Source organism: Clostridium sp. ZBS2, from assembly GCF_023845855.1.
Lineage (GTDB): Bacteria > Bacillota > Clostridia > Clostridiales > Clostridiaceae > Clostridium > Clostridium aquiflavi.
Map to the genome: position 1 here is coordinate 81714 of NZ_JAMQIF010000021.1, position 18457 is coordinate 100170.

Annotated in this window: 15 protein-coding genes; 3 read left to right on the plus strand and 12 right to left on the minus strand. The window is 25.6% G+C overall.

Translation table 11 applies throughout. The features are described from left to right. Window positions 1–6: 6 nt before the first annotated feature. The 5 genes from NG918_RS13490 to yjbM all read right to left on the minus strand — a co-directional run bounded on the left by NG918_RS13490 (window position 7) and on the right by yjbM (window position 5048). Window positions 7–702: a hypothetical protein gene (locus NG918_RS13490; protein ID WP_252211827.1), complete on the minus strand. Its 696-nt coding sequence runs from the start codon at window positions 700–702 to the stop codon at window positions 7–9. Window positions 703–777: 75 nt separating this feature from the next. Further along, window positions 778–2109 (minus strand): vWA domain-containing protein, encoded by a 1332-nt coding sequence (locus NG918_RS13495; RefSeq protein WP_252211826.1) that lies wholly within the window; start codon window positions 2107–2109, stop codon window positions 778–780. Window positions 2110–2226: 117 nt separating this feature from the next. After that, window positions 2227–3315: an AAA family ATPase gene (locus NG918_RS13500; protein ID WP_252211825.1), complete on the minus strand. Its 1089-nt coding sequence runs from the start codon at window positions 3313–3315 to the stop codon at window positions 2227–2229. An 83-nt stretch (window positions 3316–3398) separates the two neighbouring features. After that, on the minus strand, window positions 3399–4178 hold the full coding sequence (locus NG918_RS13505; RefSeq protein ID WP_252211824.1) for a hypothetical protein: 780 nt from the start codon (window positions 4176–4178) through the stop codon (window positions 3399–3401). A gap of 78 nt (window positions 4179–4256) precedes the next feature. Beyond that, the gene (gene yjbM, locus NG918_RS13510; protein WP_003373100.1) at window positions 4257–5048 is read right to left on the minus strand and encodes a GTP diphosphokinase; all 792 of its coding nucleotides are present in this window, start codon (window positions 5046–5048) and stop codon (window positions 4257–4259) included. A 186-nt stretch (window positions 5049–5234) separates the two neighbouring features. On the opposite strand from yjbM, the gene NG918_RS13515 reads away from it, so the two are divergent. Together NG918_RS13515 and NG918_RS13520 are read left to right on the plus strand one after the other, a co-directional pair. Continuing rightward, window positions 5235–5915, plus strand: a complete 681-nt coding sequence (locus NG918_RS13515; RefSeq protein ID WP_252211823.1) for a DUF2225 domain-containing protein — start codon at window positions 5235–5237, stop codon at window positions 5913–5915. A gap of 46 nt (window positions 5916–5961) precedes the next feature. Beyond that, window positions 5962–6927: a methyl-accepting chemotaxis protein gene (locus NG918_RS13520; protein ID WP_252211822.1), complete on the plus strand. Its 966-nt coding sequence runs from the start codon at window positions 5962–5964 to the stop codon at window positions 6925–6927. Between the two features lie 158 nt (window positions 6928–7085). On the opposite strand, the gene NG918_RS13525 is transcribed toward NG918_RS13520, so the two are convergent. From NG918_RS13525 to NG918_RS13555, 7 genes are all read right to left on the minus strand, one after another. After that, the gene (locus tag NG918_RS13525) at window positions 7086–9470 is read right to left on the minus strand and encodes a peptidoglycan-binding protein (RefSeq protein ID WP_252211821.1); all 2385 of its coding nucleotides are present in this window, start codon (window positions 9468–9470) and stop codon (window positions 7086–7088) included. 297 nt (window positions 9471–9767) lie between these two features. Then, window positions 9768–10460, minus strand: a complete 693-nt coding sequence (locus NG918_RS13530; RefSeq protein ID WP_252211820.1) for a metallophosphoesterase — start codon at window positions 10458–10460, stop codon at window positions 9768–9770. A gap of 30 nt (window positions 10461–10490) precedes the next feature. After that, the gene (locus tag NG918_RS13535; RefSeq protein WP_252211819.1) at window positions 10491–10751 is read right to left on the minus strand and encodes an EscU/YscU/HrcU family type III secretion system export apparatus switch protein; all 261 of its coding nucleotides are present in this window, start codon (window positions 10749–10751) and stop codon (window positions 10491–10493) included. 47 nt (window positions 10752–10798) lie between these two features. Continuing rightward, on the minus strand, window positions 10799–12697 hold the full coding sequence (locus NG918_RS13540; RefSeq protein ID WP_252211818.1) for a flagellar hook-length control protein FliK: 1899 nt from the start codon (window positions 12695–12697) through the stop codon (window positions 10799–10801). A gap of 272 nt (window positions 12698–12969) precedes the next feature. Next, complete coding sequence (gene tyrS / locus NG918_RS13545) at window positions 12970–14190, minus strand: tyrosine--tRNA ligase (protein ID WP_252211817.1); 1221 nt, start codon at window positions 14188–14190, stop codon at window positions 12970–12972. 336 nt (window positions 14191–14526) lie between these two features. After that, complete coding sequence (locus tag NG918_RS13550) at window positions 14527–15645, minus strand: Ger(x)C family spore germination protein (RefSeq protein ID WP_252226613.1); 1119 nt, start codon at window positions 15643–15645, stop codon at window positions 14527–14529. Continuing rightward, entirely contained in the window at window positions 15635–17041 is a 1407-nt protein-coding gene (locus tag NG918_RS13555; RefSeq protein ID WP_252211815.1) for a spore germination protein, read from the minus strand. Before NG918_RS13555 ends, NG918_RS13550 begins: the two co-directional genes overlap by 11 nt. Before the next feature lie 179 nt (window positions 17042–17220). Between NG918_RS13555 and NG918_RS13560 the strand changes: the two genes are divergently transcribed. Then, window positions 17221–18312: a GerAB/ArcD/ProY family transporter gene (locus tag NG918_RS13560; protein ID WP_252211814.1), complete on the plus strand. Its 1092-nt coding sequence runs from the start codon at window positions 17221–17223 to the stop codon at window positions 18310–18312. The last annotated feature ends 145 nt before the right edge of the window (window positions 18313–18457 follow it).

The window sequence follows — 18457 nt, forward strand, 5'->3', positions numbered from 1 at the left end:
ATTTTTTTATTTACCTTCGTTAATAATATCTATATTATTAACATTTTCAATATTACTTACACTCAATTGAATATTCGAATACTCATCACTAATGTCATATATCCCTTGTAACATATCAATCCAATAATTATTTCTAATACTTTTCTTTTCTCTATCTACTCCAGTAAAATTTGATAATTTTGTAGAATTAAACTCTTCAAAATAATGATATATTTTTTCTGCTAACTCATTCATAACAACAAAATCATCCAAATAATTTTCATTTAATATTAAACCAGATTCTCTATTTTTCATAGCTTCATTTAATACAATAAACATATATTCTTTTATTCTGCCATGTACATCATTTTGTATTATTTTTTTAGTTTCTATTTTTTTAGAAAATATTGAAAAACTGTTTGCTTTATATTCCCCATACTGTTCCCATAATTCTATTGTATCATTTGCAATAATTTCATAATTCTTATAGAGCTTTAATAATTCTTCATTTTTTATGCACCCTTGATCTATGCTCATATTAAGAATGTCCATGTTGCTTTCATTTCTTTGTCTTATATCTTCGATATTAAGTTGAGATTCCCTACCAATTCTATATTTATAATCTCTTATATTAACATAGCTAAAAATATTTATTATTAAACTAATAGCAAATAATACAGTTATAATAATGGCATAATCTCTTACTTTAAATTTTTTACTCACACTTCCCCTCCTTAATTGCTTATGCACATATCAATAATCTGCTTAAACAGGTCATTTTAATTAATTACTTACTTGTTATCTAGCCCAATCATGTATTACTGAATTAACCATACGTAACCCAATATTTCCTTCAACTTTTTCTTTCTTATCACTGCTTATTCTCTTTACTGTTCCATAATGATTTTTTAATGAAAATTCTTCTGAACCAATTAACACCCATATTATTCTTTTATTCAACGGCTTTATATCTAATTCCTTTTCTCCTACACCATCTGTAAAATAAATTAATACCGCATTTCTTAAATTATTTTCTAATATATATCTAAATACCGGAGTAAAGGCAGTTGATCCATTATTTTCACTTCTCTTTTTTATATCTTTTGGACTTCGTAATTTGTATACTCTTTTAATGGTATCATCACATTCTATTATTATTATATCATTATTTATAGTTTTACTAATCTCTAATATTTCAACCAAAATTTTATGTAAAGTATCATCACTCATACTTGCACTTATATCAATTGCAACTATTAATTCTGAGTTGTTTTTTGGTAACCTTCCTCTCAAATCTAATCTATTAGGTTGCCTCCTATTTCTTCTAGTTGTAGTTTTTTTATATCCATTTTTTACAGATGGTAATAAATTTTTTAATATTCTTTGCCAAGATATCTCTGCGTTTTCACTATAAGCTAAAATTATCTCTTCAATATCACTTGGCATATTTTTATCACATATGCTAACTGCTGTTTTCTTCGTTAAACTTTCAATGTCTTCTTGAGATACATCTATTTCTTCCCATATATCATGAGCATTCTCTAAATTAATTTCATCTAATGACTCTTCTTTGTCAATTTTAGGGTCCTTTATTCTTGACTTAATTGATTTATAAATTTCCTCTGCATATTCTTCTGCACTTCTATCTTCTTTTAAATTTAAATTATATTCCATATTTATAGAATTAATCTTTTTACTCCAAGGTGGAAGATTTTTTATATATTGATTTATCGAAATATCTAGTGCAGTATTTATAGCTTCTTTACTTAATCTTTCTTTCATTTTTCTCTCTCTAGAAAAATGTGAATACATTATATGATAAATCTCATGCTTAAATAATGCTGACATTTCTTTCTTTTCACACTGTAAAAATAATATAGGGTTAAAGTACATGTTAAATCCACTTCTTTTAGGAATAGTAGCTATAGGTGATTTCAACTCAATTCTTATTTGCCTTTTTACTCTTAACATAAATTGACCAAAAAATGAATCTTCACTTTCTAATAAATCAAGAATAACCTCTTCAACTAATTCGAAGAAACTCTTTATATACATATTATCAAATTCATCAATACTTTTTATATTATACGCTTTTTTTAAAAGTTCTTCTTTTTTATTATTAAAATCCACCTAACTCCTCCTTTCGATTGTATTCATGTCTATTTAATGCAACTATACTTAATATTTAAACTTAACTACTCTGCTAAGCTTTACCTATATACATATTAACATTTTACTGAAAATATGCTATTTGATAAATATGTTAAAAAAGCTTTCTATAAATTCATCTTGATTTAATAACAATTCATATAACCCATCTTTATGGTCTTTCTTAATTTCTTTCATTATTCCAAGTCTTAAATCTCTAGGATATAAATCTAACACCTTTGAAAATAATATTAAATTCTTTTCTGAAGAATTTCTTTCTACAAATAAGATTGCATTTTTAGCTAATATATATAATCTTGAGTGATTTTCATTTTCTAACTTTTCCTTTAAATCAAAACTTAAAATTTCATTTTCAAATAACTCTTCAACTTTGATCAGTGGTTTTCTTATATGAAGTATAAAATCAGCAAAATCATTACATATATTAGATCCAACATTTCCTCTCACTGTATTTAAAAATATATTAAAATCATATTTATCCTTGTTATTTAAATACACCTCATAAGCTTTAGATATTCTATGCCAGCTTCTTGGAGTTGCTTTTATGCTTTCCATTGAGTTTGGCGTATGTAAGTATTGAGGAAATGTAGATATAAATTCTATTATGTGTTCATGAATATTCCCATCTGTACTCATTCCCCATTTTATCCATTCCTTTACGTCAGATTGCATTTCTAACCATACAAATCTATCTTCTTGAGCTGGATCCATATCTACTACTTCATATTGACTGTCTGAAAATCCATCATATTTATTTGATGGATTCATAGCTGCAATAACTTTCACTCTTTCATCTAAAACATAACCATTTATCTCTCTGTTTAATATAAGGTTCATAAGTTCCTGTGAAACTGCATGGTCACATCTATTTAATTCATCAATAAATAATATAACCCCATTTATATCATCTTTACATAATAAATTTTTTACCTCTATCAACTTATTATGTGTTGCATACACTACCTCCCTATTTTCTACTACAGGCAATCCCCCTATTTCTCCCTCTTTTAAAAGATTTGCGTCTATAGTAACTAATGAATAATTATCATTTTTAGCTATCTCTCTAACTAATGATGTTTTTCCTATTCCACTTTCTCCAATTATTAATGGTACATCCTTTGAATTCATAACTAAATCAGCTGTTTTTAAAGTTTCTGTATAATTCAAAATATCTTCCCCCTTTATTGCATGTAATATTTTTTATTACTTAAAATTAATTATAATTCTCATCTCATTTATATAGCTTAACATTACATAGATAATTTATAATCAACTAATATTTTCTTTGCATTTTTAGATCCATATTCCCAGACAAAATTAACTTTATCCATTTCTAAGATTTCTAATTCTAAAAAGTCTCTCATGTATTTTTCTTCTATATTTTCATTTTTTATCTTATCCATTAGAACTTCTATAACTAAATCTATATCTATATTTTCATAAATATATTTAACAACATTTATATTTTTATAAATAAATAATTTTACTTCATCTAAATCATAATTAGAAATATAATTTATTCCTTCCTCATGTGATGCAATAGCTGCTAATTTTGCATTTAAAGTTGGGTTTTTTATATACCTAATTGCCGAATAATAATTTTTAATAGCTGTTAATTGTACTTCTTCTGACGGATTTTCTATATATTTAATAGCATCAAAATCTCTTTCAACAGCTAAAATTCTCAATTCTTCAGATGGATTTTTTATAAATTGAATTGCCCATCCCTTAGTATTAATAGCTTCTCTTATTATTTTTTCTGTTGGATTTTTTATATATTTTAATGAATTCCATAATGCTTTTACACATATAGCTCCAACATCTTCATAGACATTATCAATATATTGTATTGATAAAGGACTACCTTTTATTGCTTCTAACTGCACTTCTTTACTTGGATTTTCAATATATTTTATATTATTTGCATTATTTTTAACTATAAATAAATTAAGCTCATCATCTATATATCTAATTTCTTTAATATATTCTGGATTTTCTTTTAACTTTTTCATTAATTCTTTTCCTATCATGATTATATAATCCTTTCTTTTGAAATTTTACCTATTATTAAAGCTATGTTTGATATACTATCAAACATAGCTTTAATATTATTCTCTATATTTTTCAACATCTTTTTTAACATAAAATAACAAGTTATCCAATTCCCAAATTTCTCCGTATTGAATAAGTTTATTTAAAGTCTTTTCATGTCTTGCTGCTTCTGCTTCTTTACCTAATGAGCTTAAAGTCAATAAAGAGTTCATAATATTTGAAATTATGCTAGATTTCACTTCAAAAAGCTTTTGGGCATCTTTTATTTCATCTTTTATTTGTAGCATTTCTTCATCTAATTTAAAAGCTGCATCAGCTGAACTTTTAAGTTTTTCTTTCAACTGAGTAGGTATGTTTTGTTTATATTTATAATTAAGCGAATGTTCAATAGTAGCCCAAAAATTCATAGCCAAAGTTCTAATTTGGAACTCTGCAAGAATATCTACTGGTCCTTCTGCCATATTTACTTGATATTTTATTATCATGTGGTAGCTTCTATAACCACTTTCTTTTACATTTCTAACATAGTCTTTTTCATAAAGAATTTGCATGTCCTTTCTTCCACGCAATAATTCTACAACTTTAGTTATATCATCTACAAATTGACACATTATTCTTATTCCAGCTATGTCTTCTAATTCATATCTAACTTGATCTATAGGTATTTCAAATTTATTAGCTTTTTCTAATATACTAGAAACTTCTTTTACTCTGCCAGTAACAAACTCTATCGGTGAATATTCATTTTTTCTTCTATATTCTTTTCTTATAGACTTTAATTTTACCTTAAGTTCCTCTACTGCTTGCTCATACGGCATTAAAAAACTTTTCCAATCGTTTATTGCCATAAATACCATCCTTTTAAATATCATTCATATTTATTATATCAAAAACTTTAGATTATGTGTAATTATTTATCTAATTAGAATTATTTTTTTTAATAGTATATTGTGGTATAATTTAATGGTTAAAATTATAAATTTAATAAAAGTAAATTATAATTTGACATGTAATTTATATTGAGGTGAAATAAAGTGTGTGAGGCAGAAATAAGAAAACATTTATTTCTAAAGCAAGTGCATTGTCCTATATGTGAATTTAAATTTAAAGTTAATGCTGTGAAAGTTAATTCGCCAAGGATACTATCTAAAGATTCTGATTTTTTCATAAGATATTCTTCACCAAATCCTTATTTTTATGATATATGGATTTGTAACAATTGCGGATATGCTTCTATGAAAATAGATTTTTTTAAGATAAAAAAACATCAGAAAGAAATTGTTTTAGAAAAGATAAAACCTTTATGGAAACCTAGAGATTATCCAGATATAATTACTGCAAGTATTGCTGTTGAGCGTTATAAACTTGCATTAGTGACTTCTGTAATATTAAACTCTAATTATAGCAACAAAGCTATGATTTCTTTAAAAATTGCTTGGATGTATAGACTTTTAGGTGATATACAAAATGAATTGCATTTTTTAGAAAAAGCATTAAAAGGTTTTAATGAAGCATACATTGTAGAATCATTTCCCATGTATGGTCTTCAACGTGATTCTACAATGTATATTTTAGGAGAACTAAATAGACGACTTGGTAACGATTCAGAGGCCCTTATATGGTATTCTAAAGCTATAACAACTATTGGGGCTTCATATAAAATAAAAGAATTAGCTAGAAATGGTCGAGATTTAATAAAAGCAAACGATAATTAATATAATTAAAGACTTTAGAACTATAAATAAAGGGGGATAAAATCTTATGGGATTTTTTCAAAACAAAAGATATACAGAAGATAAGACTTTAGAAAATACACAAAATATCACTTTACCACAAACTAATGATAATTCAGAAATTAGTAAAATAGGTACAGGTCTTTCTGAATTAAAAATTGAAAGTTCTAAAATTCATAACTCTATTAACGATATTAATTCATCAGTATCACATTTAGCAAACTTATCAATGTCTGAAAATCATGAAGCAAACCATGCAACAGATTTATTACATGATTTTAGATCTAATATGGAAGAATTAGCATTAAATGTTGCTAATGTTCATGGACAAGTATTAGATACAGATAAAGTCGCTGATAATGGAATTGTATCAATTGAAAATTTAGATACATCATTAAATGAATTACAACATATGTTTACAGTTTCAACTAAAACTATAAATGCTTTAGTTAGTAAATTAGAATCTGTAAATATGATAACTGATTCTATCAGTCAAATAGCTAGTCAAACAAATCTTTTATCATTAAATGCTGCAATAGAAGCTGCAAGAGCTGGTGAAGCTGGTAAGGGATTCTCAGTTGTTGCTGGTGAAGTAAGAAAACTTGCAGAAAACTCAAAATTAGCGGTTCAAAGTATAACAGATATATTAGAAGAAATTAAAACAGATATAATTCAAGCATCAGAAGCTATGAATTCTGGAAATTCCGCTTTAGCTGTTCAACATACTTCATTAAATGCTACAAAAGGTAGTTTTAATAATATTAAATCTTCTATAGAAGAAACTATTGATGAAATTACAACTTGTATAGGAAATCTTACAACTGCTTCAAATAAAAAAGATGATGTTATTAATTGTGTTGAAAAAGTAAATGATATTGCAAGAAAAAATTCTGAATTAACTCAAGAAATTGCGTCTAAATTAGATGTTCAATCAGATTCTTTAGATAACTTTAACAATACATTAAACAACCTAAGTAAAAGTATTACTAAATAATATATTAAATTAAAGCTAACAAAAAAGAAAAGATGTAGACTACCTCTACATCTTTTCTTTTTATTATTAAAATAAATTTAAATTACAAAAAGTATATTTTAAAAATCAGAATACTTTTATTTGCAAAATATGAATACTATAAATTAAATATTTAATTTTTATTTTCTACTTCTTTTAATTCCCTTGCCAGTATATAAAATTTCATATAACGATGATGTTTTATCCCAAGTAAATTTATCAACTATTCCTGTTACTTTTAATCCAAACTTCTCCTGTAGTTCTTTAACAGCATTTTCCGTTCTTTTATCAAATACACCATTTTCTATAATTTGATTTGATAAATAATTATTTTTAGCAAGAACATTTATATACTTTTGAAAAACTGTGACATACCCGTCTCGATCTCCTAATTCTAAATCAAAACCTGGATAATCATATAATATATCAGATTTATTAATATTTTGTCCACCATCTAAACTATTGTATACTGATATTAATTTTTTCCAATCATTTACGCCAATTTTTCCATCTACATTCAATCCAAAATTTTTTTGAAAGGCTATTACGGCATTTTTAGTTTTTTTCTTAAATATTCCATCTACTTTTATCTTAGGTATCTCTTTATAAAACTCAGATATGGCATTTAAATAAGTTTGTACCCATCTAACATCATCGCCATATAAATTTTCTTTTAACACATAACCTGGATAATCAGCTGAATAAATCTTTTCTTCTACATTAGACTTTTCTGAACCTCTATAAATTTCATATATCTTATTCCAAGTATTTAATCCTACTACCCCATCTTGAGCTAATCCAAATAATCTTTGAAAAGATAACACAGCATTTCTTGTCATATCTCCAAATATTCCATCTGCATTAATACTTGGTATATTGTATGATTTAGATATAACTGAAAGATATGTCTGCATTTCTCTAACTTTTTCTCCTCTTGAGCCATAACTTAATAAATAACCCGGATATTTTCCATCAAATTCTTCATTAAGGCCTTGTTGTCCAGTTCCTTTAATCAAATCTTTATATACATAATATATTTTATTCCATGTATTTATCCCTATTATTCCATCTGGAACTAGTCCAAATAACCTTTGAAAAGCTATAACAGCATCTTTTGTCATTTGACCAAATATTCCATCTGCCTTAATACTTGGTATATTATACGATTTAGATATAACTGAAAGATAACTCTGAACTTCTTTAACTTTTTCTCCCCTTGAACCATACTTTAATAAATATCCTGGATACTCTCCCCCTGAATCTGGAGGTGGATTTTCTCCATCAATTTCTGGCTCTTGATCAAGCTCTGCTAATCTTTTTACACCAACATAAATAGATGATATTCTATACCAAGTAGCTCTTCCTACAATACCATCTTGAGTAAGATTAAAAACTTTCTGAAATACTTTTACTGCATCTTCAGTTATTTTATCAAACTTCCCATTTTCATATGGTATTTTAGGTATTGCAGGAAAATTTTTAGATATTCTATTTAATTGTTTTTGTATAACCTTAACATTATTATTTTCATCATTAAGTCTAAGAGGTGTTCCTGGATAAGATTCTGGTATTCCTTCAATCATAGTTGCTCTAACTAAAGTTTTATCATAGCCAAAATAATATTGAAGAATACCTAAAGCTTTCATACCAGCATTTGCTAAATCTACAGTTCCCCATTGAGATAACCCATCACACTTAACTGTTGTACCATTGCAATACTGTGCAAAGAATGGGGTTTTGTTCCCAATAGTTATAATATATTCACTAAAAATTTCATCTACTATTTTGCTTATGTTATCAAATATATTTCTACCTTTTATAAAATATTGATCATACGCAGTTGAATTAGTGATTTGAAATGAATATCCCTTGCTTCTATACCATTCTGTATAAATTCTATTTAATGCAAATGATATTTGACAATATATATTTGCTTTTAATGATTCTTCCGGCCATGTTGGATATATTTCACTTGAAGCAACATTTTTAATATAATCAATAAACCCTACCGTCACATTTTCAGCAGCTGAACTTGGCGTTCCTAAGTGTACAACAATAAATTCAGGTATATATGGCTTGTCTAAAACTAAAGGCTCAGCCATAGAACCTACTTGTCTATCCCTTTTTGCATTAAGTACAAGCTGTTCCGGCGAAATAATAATTTTTTCTGCTGAAGCATTAAAAGTACTCTCTTTATCTTCTTCAATTAGCTCAATATTCTGTATAGAAGTTATTTCTTCAAAAGCACTTACTCCCTCAACAATAACTTCTTTAAAATTTTCAGATAGCACATCTATATTATATACAGAATATGGGATAGTACCTTCTTCATATGGCTGCTGAGACAAACTTTTTTCAGGCGTAGTTACTTCTATTAATTCACTTCTACCACTAACATCAAATGCATTATCTTTCTCATAAACTACATTTCCATTTTCAGCATTAGTAATTATGAGTTTTCCCTCAGTTTTAGGTAAAGCTTCCTTAACCTTAAATATTCTTACTAATATATATCCCTTTCCCAAAATGTTCTCCCTATAAAATTATTACTACTTATATTAAGTTATACACCGTATATATAAATAGTTCTTAATGACTATAATTTAAAATAACTCTAAAGGTTATTAATTAAATTACAACTTATATAGAAAATCTTACAACTACTTAACATAAAAAATAGCTGTGCCACGTCCACTTAGTTGATGATATTTCATACACTTCACATCTCTCACTCCATTAATATAACTAGATTTTAAATTGAAAACATTTAATACTTTCCTAGACATAAAAAAAGATGTTGAAAAAATATTTTTTCAACATCTTTATTCTATAATCAGCTTTGGATTAAAATCAAGATAATCTGCTGATGATAATATATATTCTATTCCATCTAAATCACCATCTAATAAATTACCTTTTAATGATGGGCCGTGTAGGTGTCCATATATAACTTTCTTTACACCATATTCTTTAAATATTTCTAAAAAGGCTGATTTTTCAAACTTATCATTAGTTGGAGGATAATGAATCATAACTATAATATCTTCATATCCATTACTTTTTGCTGACTCTAAAGATAATTTCAATCTTATTTGTTCTCTACTATAAATTTTTTCATCCTTAGATGAATACTTATCTCCCCCAGGACAGATCCAACCTCTTGTACCACAAATGGCATAATTTTTATAAGTATAAAAATTATTTTGAAGAAATTTGGTATTTTCATATAGTTTATTTAATTTAGATATACTTCCCCACCAATAATCATGATTTCCTTTGCTTATAATTTTTTTACCTGGTAAAGAATCTATCCAGTCTAAATCAAACTTGCTATCGCTTTCCTTAAGTGACCATGAAATATCTCCTGCTATTAATACCATATCATCATCGTTAACTTTTTCTAGCCAATTTTTCTTTATTTTTTCACAATGCCCAACCCAATTTTCCCCAAATATATCCATTGGCTTTTCAACATTCATTGCTAAATGCAAATCTGAAATAGTATAAAGTGCCATTAATTTATCACCTTTCCGTTTTTTACACAATTATAGTGTTTTATCTATATCAGTTACAAATGCTATTACATGAGCTACTGCCTCATACAACTCTGTTGGTATTTCATCTCCAACATCAACGTTACATAACAAATTTGCTAACTCTTTATTATAAACTATGGGAACTTCATTTTCTTGTGCCTTTTCTATTATTTTATCTGCAATATGTCCCATTCCTGATGCTGCTATAATTGGAGCTTCAGTATTATTTAATTCATATTTAAGAGCTGCTGCTTTTTTTCTTTCAGTCATATATACTCACTCCATAAACAATTTACACTCAAAATATATCTACTTTATTATACCTTAATATCAATATTTGAGATACTTAAATCATTAAAAAATTTGCCACAAGTTACTAAGTTAATAGGTTCTTCTCTTAATGAAACACTAACTTCTGTAACTAGTCCTAGTGTTTCTAATCCGGATTTTAATTTACTCTTATTTTTACTTATTATATCTACATACTTATTATCACACTTTAAATTTATATCTATCCTATTATCTTTTAACGTTAAATATCCATCAACATCACCTAAATGTATAGTTTTAACATTAACAACCATTTTTACATTAGTTTTATCTATTTTCTTTCCATCTTTTCTGTTGTCTTTTATAATTAGTTTGCAAGGATATTCTTCTGCATTAACAGGAACTTGAAAATTTAAATAATAATACTGTTCACTTATAGAATTAAATACTTTAAATTCTCCAATATTACCTTTTATCATTTCCATAACCTTCTCATAACCTACTGCTTTATTATCAATATTGTTTATTATATCTTTTACAATATTTTTTACCTCATTAAATTTGTTTACCATTTCTTGTTTTATCAAATCTTTATTTGAGAAGTTTTCAATATCTTTTGAATATAAATTATTAAGATCAGGTTTTAATTGAGAAATTTGACTTTTATCAAACTTAACTGCTTCTTGTTTTATATCCTGTTCATTTATGTTAGTTTGTAATTTATATTTAATAAGATCATTAAATCTTTTAAATTCTTCATCAGTTAAATTTACTTCTTTATTTAAAATTTTTCCTAAAGTATTCTCTAATAAATTTTTACCATCTATAACTTTACTCTCTAGACCGTTAGATTTTATAGTTTCATCAGATAATCCTTTAGCTGATAATTCATTTTTGATTAAATTTACTATATCACTGTCTTCAAATTTTGATGTTAATGAAATTAATCTATTAAATTCTTTCGTTGTTAAATTCTCAGCTCTAGAATTAATTATATCCTTTAAATAATCATTTAAAATTCTCTCATTGTCACCAGTAATACTCTTTAGTAATGATACAACACTAACTTTATTCTTTGAAACATCATTTGAATCATATATTTTAGATATTAAAGAATTTTTATTATTATTTTTTAAAAATTCATTATTTATATTTTCTTTATTTATATTTTCTTTATTTAAATATTCTTTATTAGTTATTATCTCTTTATTTTGTATATCTTTTAAATTTGATTGTGAATTATCTAACTCCTGAGATAATTTATATAATAATTTTTCTATTGATAAATCACCCTTAAAAAGCTCATTAAAGCTTTTTATATTTTCTGTTGAAAATTCCATATTGTTTTCTAAAAATAATAATATTTCATCACTTGACATATTTTTAAAATTACTGAAAAATTCCACAAGATTTTGTTTTATAAATTCTCCCTTAGGAGTATTTATATCAATCCCTTTACTTTGAAGATAATTTTGTATAAAATCATCTATATTGTCTGAGCTTAAGTTTATATTTTCATTGAATTGAATTAATCCTTTAATTTTATTTATATTATCCTTAGTTAAGGGTATATTATGTTTAATCATTTTTTCTAATATATTTATATCTTCTTTAGATAAACCTTCTTTATCAATTATATCTTTAAATACTTCATTAGAGACCTCTTCACCTTTTTGTTCACTGGATACTAATTTTAATTTTAATTTTCCATCTTTAAAATCTTCTACTTGAAAATTTACTAGTTTAAGATCATCTAAGTTAACATTTCCATCAAGTTCTGCAATGAACTGCCATCCATCTGATAATCTTATAGTAACATCTTTACCTTCTCCCTTAGATACAATTCTTCCACTAAATTTTTCCCCTACTGAAAAAGTTAATTTACTAGAAAATTTTCTCGTATTACTATTATTATAGACATTATTTACATTCCAAATACCTGGCATTTATTTATTCCCCCCTTTAATCATAAATTATATATTAAACAAACCGTAAAATTATTTTTTCTAACTATCCTATTTATTTATCGTTATAATAATGAATAAATTAACATATAAGAAATATAATTATAATATATCAAAATCTTAATAACCATTAAATTACCTAAAAAAATAGGATTTGAAATAATTTTTCAAATCCTATTTTTTAATTGCAATATGTTATTTTTAAAACAAATATTGATATTTTAGTATAAGTGCACATTGGCATTATAGCTTTACTATTGTATTTCTATTTTATTATAATTTTTCTTACCTCTTTTTATTAAGGCAGATCCATCTTTAAAATCATCTTCGTTTAACGTTCTTGTTAATTCAGTGATCTTTTCTCCATTAATAGATAAACCACCTTGTTCTATTAATCTTCTTCCTTCTTTTTTAGATGGAACTATTTTAGCCTTAGCTATTACATCTAAAACTGTTGAACCTAAATCTTCTTTAGCTATAGTTACTGTTGGTACATTTGACATGTCAGCACCACCTGAGAATAAAGCATTAGCTGCTTCTTCTGCTTTCTTAGCTTCTTCATCTCCATGAACAAGTTTTGTAACTTCATAAGCAAGAATTTTCTTAGCTCCATTAATTTCAGCACCTTCTAAGGCACCTAATCTTCTTACTTCATCCATTGGTAAGAAAGTTAATAATGCTAAACATTTTTCTACATCTGCATCATCAACATTTCTCCAATATTGATAGAAGTCAAATGGAGATACTTTATCAGCATCAAGCCATAATGCTCCACCAACAGTTTTACCCATTTTTTGTCCTTGGCTATTAGTTAATAATGTACAAGTCATAGCCATTGCATCACCTTGTGCTTTTCTTCTTACAAGTTCAACACCAGCAATCATGTTAGACCATTGATCATCTCCACCAAGTTCCATCTTACATCCATATTTTTGATTTAAAACATAAAAATCATATCCTTGCATTAACATATAGTTAAATTCTAGGAATGATAATCCTTTTTCTAATCTTTGTTTAAAACATTCTGCACTTAACATTCTATTAACTGAGAAATGAACTCCTACTTCTCTTAAAAAGTCAACATAATTAAGATCTAGTAACCAATCTGCATTGTTTACTATTAAGGCTTTATCATCAGAAAAGTCTATAAATCTTTCCATTTGTTTTTTTATAGAATCAACATTATGTTGTATTTGTTCCTTAGTAAGCATTTTTCTCATGTCAGTCTTACCACTTGGATCTCCAACCATTGCTGTTCCGCCGCCTAATAAAGCTATTGGTCTATGTCCTGCTCTTTGCATATGAGCCATAAACATCATCGCTATAAAGTGACCTACATGTAAACTATCTGCTGTCGGATCAAATCCTATATAAAAAGTTACTTTCTCATTTTCTAATAATTTTCTTGTTTCCTCTTCATGAGTAAATTGTTTTATGTACCCACGATCAAGTAACTCATCTAATATATTTGCCATTACTATAAACCTCCTAAATTATTGAACTAAGTTCAATTATCTACTATTATATACATTTAACTTACAATATTTATAGTATATCGTTATCCTTATATTTTGGCAACAATTCAAAAGTTAATAATTAGACTTTGTTTTATGTTAGTATTGATATATGCATAAACAAAGTGGTCTGAGTAATTAAAACAAAACCATGCTTAAAGAGAAATAACTTATAATTTCATACCTACTACAAAATCAAGTTTTAACTTAAAGCATGGTTTGATTATTGGTAATATTTTAAATAAATGTTGATATTATAGTATAAACATGTTCTTGAAATAGTCAATAAATATTTATCTATAAACTATTTTTAATTCTACCACTTCCTTTTATATCTATATCTACCTCAACATTAAGTTCTACTTTAGATAAATAGTCTTCTTCTTTTTCATATCCATATTTTTGATTTAATAAATTCACTACTTGCAATATATCTACATTTTTTTCTCTATACTCATTAAATGTATCTTTTAGATGTGTTTTTATACTTTCTTCCTCTAGTTCGCAAATACTATTTAAAAATTCCTTATCCACTATAAATTTACTTTGTGATTCAGCAATATTAGTTTTTAATTTAAGTTTTTTATTTAATATTATCTTATCATTAGAATAATCTACAGATGTTTTTATTTTAGAATTTAGTATTTTTAATGTTATAAAATTATTTTTAGAATCTGGGTTTACAACTTCTAATATTCCACTTTTAATATTATTTGTTAACAAATTATAACTTAATGTATTTAGCGTATCTATTTTTCCAATCATTCTATCATTTTGAATTATTGTTCCGCCACCTAATTCTATCTTTTTATCACGTGCATCTTCCTTTAATTTTAATGTACTCATAATAGATAAATTATTAGGTAATAGCCTTTGAAGCATATAAGCATTTGTATCCAATTTTATTACTTTTGAAGAATTTTCATTTTTTTCTACTAAATCATCTAAAAATAATCCTAAATACTCTTCATCACTACTTGACAGTTCTAAAAGTTTATCAACATCATCAAAATAAGTAAACATATTAGGGGTTATTGGAAACTCAGGATCATTATTTATTAAATCTATATATTTCTTTATTCCATTTTTAACAGCATTACCTGTAAAAATATATGCTCTATTTTGCGTAAAATTTAATTTAAAGCTAGCTGCCATATTGACATCTCTAATTGCTTCTAAAGCAGTTTTGCCTTGACCTTTATATATTAATCTTTTTCCTTTTTCAATACTCTCATTAGCATTTCTAAACGCTTTAACACAGTCTAAATACAAAACAACATTAGAATTTTCATCTTCATCAAATATAATACTTGTTACAAAAGTAACCTTATTTATATCATGATAGTTAAAACATGAAATCATAGAAAAGGATATTAAAATTACTAATAAAATTATAAAAGCTCTTTTAATTTTCATTATGTTTCTCCTTTCCTATTATTGTCTTAGAAATTTTACTTAATCTGCCTCTAAATATTGTATCTCTAAATTTATAAGTTGTATCTGTTGCAATAGGAAATAAATATGAATATCCTCCTGTTTCTAAATCTGATATATTACTTAATATAATTATAAATGACATAAAAAATCCTGGTAATCCAAATAATGCACTAAGTGTTACGACACCTATTGACCAAATAGAAATTGCTCCATATACTTTAGGAATCAAGAAGTAACTTAATGTACTTAATGCAACTATAATTATTGTTATTCTCGATGCTATACCTGCTCCTACTGCTGCATCTCCAAGTATTAATGCTGAAACTATACTCATAGCTCCACCAATTGGTTGTGGCAATCTTAATCCTGCTTCTTTAATAAGCTGAAAAGCTAGCATCATAATTATAACCTCAAAAAATGTTGGAAATGGCACTCCAGCCCTTGCAACAGCTAATCTAAATGTAAACATAGGGGTCAGCAATGAAAAATGATGTGTAACAACAGCTATATATAAGCCTGGCATAAATGTAGCTAAGAAAAAAGCAAGCCACCTTAATATTCTTAAAAAATTCACAAAAATTCTATTTAAATAATAATCATCTGGAGTTTGAAAATTTTCTAAAAAGAAATATGGAATTGTTAGAACAAATGGAGTTCCATCTACTAATACAGCTACCCTTCCTTCCATTATTTTAGCTGCTACTTCATCTGGCTTTTCAGTATATCCAACAGTATCAAATAATGAATCTTTTTTTCTCAGCTTAGCTTCTATATAATTAGTATCTAGTATAAAATCTAAATGCAAATTATTAATAGTTTCTTTTACTTCATTTATTAAATAATCTGGCGCTACTCCTTCTATATAGCATAAGCATACAACTGTTTGAGATTTTTCTCCAACATATAATGGTTCAAATTTCAAATCAGAGTTTTTAATTTTTCTTCTTATTAATGAAATACTATTAACAAATAATTCATTAAATCCTTCTCTTGGTCCCTTTACTACTGACTCTGTAACAGGAATGCTTATACCTCTAGTTGGAAACCCCTTTACCTCACAGAAAATCATTCTTTGTTCATTTTCAAATGTTAATACTATATCTCCTGATAATATATGCAATACTGCATCGTCCAAATCTTTAACATTACCTACTATATTTATTTCTAATACTTTAGTAACAATATCATCTAATGTATTACATTCATAACTATAATTTTTCAGTGGACTTACAATATAATCACTTATAAATTGTGAATTACACAATGTATCAATAAATATCAAAGTTGCTTTTCCAAGCTTAGTATCAACATCCCTATATTTTACATCAAATGCTTTCTCAAATCTTTTTTTAAAGTAATTTAAATTTTCATTCATAAATACATCACCTAAAAATATTATCTCTCTTAAGTGGTTTAATATTCATTTTTTTGTTAATACTAAAATCAAGGTATTATTTTGATAAAAATAATCAAAATATAATTTGAGTAATTATTTAATCATAATGGTAAATTTATAAATTATTATATATAGTACTTAAAAGGGGAGAATCTCGAATGAAAAATTATTTATCAACTAAACATTGCATAATTTTAATATTAGCAACTACATTAATTAGCATTAGAACTTATAGTTCATTCTTTATAAAATACGGTAAACAAGATACTTGGATATATTTATTAATATCATTATTAATTTTGATATTATTTTTTTATTTTATAATAACGACATTAAATAAATTAGATAGTCCAGATTTAGTAAAATCAATAAAAAAATATTTACCTAAACCCATAGCAAATATCTTTTTATTTTTATTTTCAATTGGACTTTTATTAAATGCTATAGAAAGCACCTCAATAGAATCTAATTTTATATATACAAATTTATTTTTAGAATCTTCTATTGGATATTATTTGTTGTTATTTTTAATTCCTAGTATTTATTTGTTAACAAGAAAATTTTCTTCAATATTAATTTTTGTTATAGTATCCTTCTCACTTTTATTATTAAGTGATGGAATTCTTGCTATTTTAATTGAACCTTATAAAAATTACAGATATATTTTCCCAATTTTACATAATAATTTAAATATAGATTCAATAAAATGTATCTTATTTTTATTAGGATCTTTATCATCAATTTGCATTGTTCTTCCTTATTTAAAACTACTAAATAGTAAAAAAGATTTAAAAAAGAATACCCTTATTTCACTACTACTTGTTTCAATCATAACAATATTTTCTACTGTTGGAGTCATCGCTACATTAGGAGCTGAAAGAGTAGCTAATATATTTTATCCTGGATTTATTCAATCAGATATAATTCAAATATTAGAATTTATAGAATTTGGTGAGTTCTTTTATATTTTTAGAATTGTTACAGGTTTTTTTATTAAATATATATTATCTGGATATGCAATATTTTTAATTTATCATGATAAAATAAAAAGTAAAAAAGTATTCTTCAGTATATTTTTGATTATCATTTTTATATTATCTTACTTAGTTTCAAACAATAACTATATACTATTTCACTTTTTAAAATATTTTCAATTAGCATCAATAGTTTTACTACTATTAATCCCACTATTCTCTTGTTTCATAATTTCAATAAAATTAAGAATTAATTCAAATAAAAAAACATTATAAACTTTCACATAGTACAATGTCATTTTGAACATACAGTTAATTAAATTAATCTTTATATTTAAAATATATTGTGATATTTGCAATAGGCAAAGTGGCATTGTAATTGGACTTTGAGAATACTCAATGAGTATTGTCACATTTACTG

Excerpts from the sequence above, each read along its gene's own strand:
- NG918_RS13505 (WP_252211824.1), bottom strand. The coding sequence starts at position 4,178 with ATGATAGGAAAAGAATTAATGAAAAAGTTAAAAGAAAATCCAGAATAT.
- NG918_RS13555 (WP_252211815.1), bottom strand. The coding sequence starts at position 17,041 with ATGAATGAAAATTTAAATTACTTTAAAAAAAGATTTGAGAAAGCATTT.
- NG918_RS13550 (WP_252226613.1), bottom strand. The coding sequence starts at position 15,645 with ATGAAAATTAAAAGAGCTTTTATAATTTTATTAGTAATTTTAATATCC.
- yjbM (WP_003373100.1), bottom strand. The coding sequence starts at position 5,048 with ATGGCAATAAACGATTGGAAAAGTTTTTTAATGCCGTATGAGCAAGCA.
- NG918_RS13560 (WP_252211814.1), top strand. The coding sequence starts at position 17,221 with ATGAAAAATTATTTATCAACTAAACATTGCATAATTTTAATATTAGCA.
- NG918_RS13535 (WP_252211819.1), bottom strand. The coding sequence starts at position 10,751 with ATGACTGAAAGAAAAAAAGCAGCAGCTCTTAAATATGAATTAAATAAT.
- NG918_RS13520 (WP_252211822.1), top strand. The coding sequence starts at position 5,962 with ATGGGATTTTTTCAAAACAAAAGATATACAGAAGATAAGACTTTAGAA.
- tyrS (WP_252211817.1), bottom strand. The coding sequence starts at position 14,190 with ATGGCAAATATATTAGATGAGTTACTTGATCGTGGGTACATAAAACAA.
- NG918_RS13530 (WP_252211820.1), bottom strand. The coding sequence starts at position 10,460 with ATGGCACTTTATACTATTTCAGATTTGCATTTAGCAATGAATGTTGAA.
- NG918_RS13540 (WP_252211818.1), bottom strand. The coding sequence starts at position 12,697 with ATGCCAGGTATTTGGAATGTAAATAATGTCTATAATAATAGTAATACG.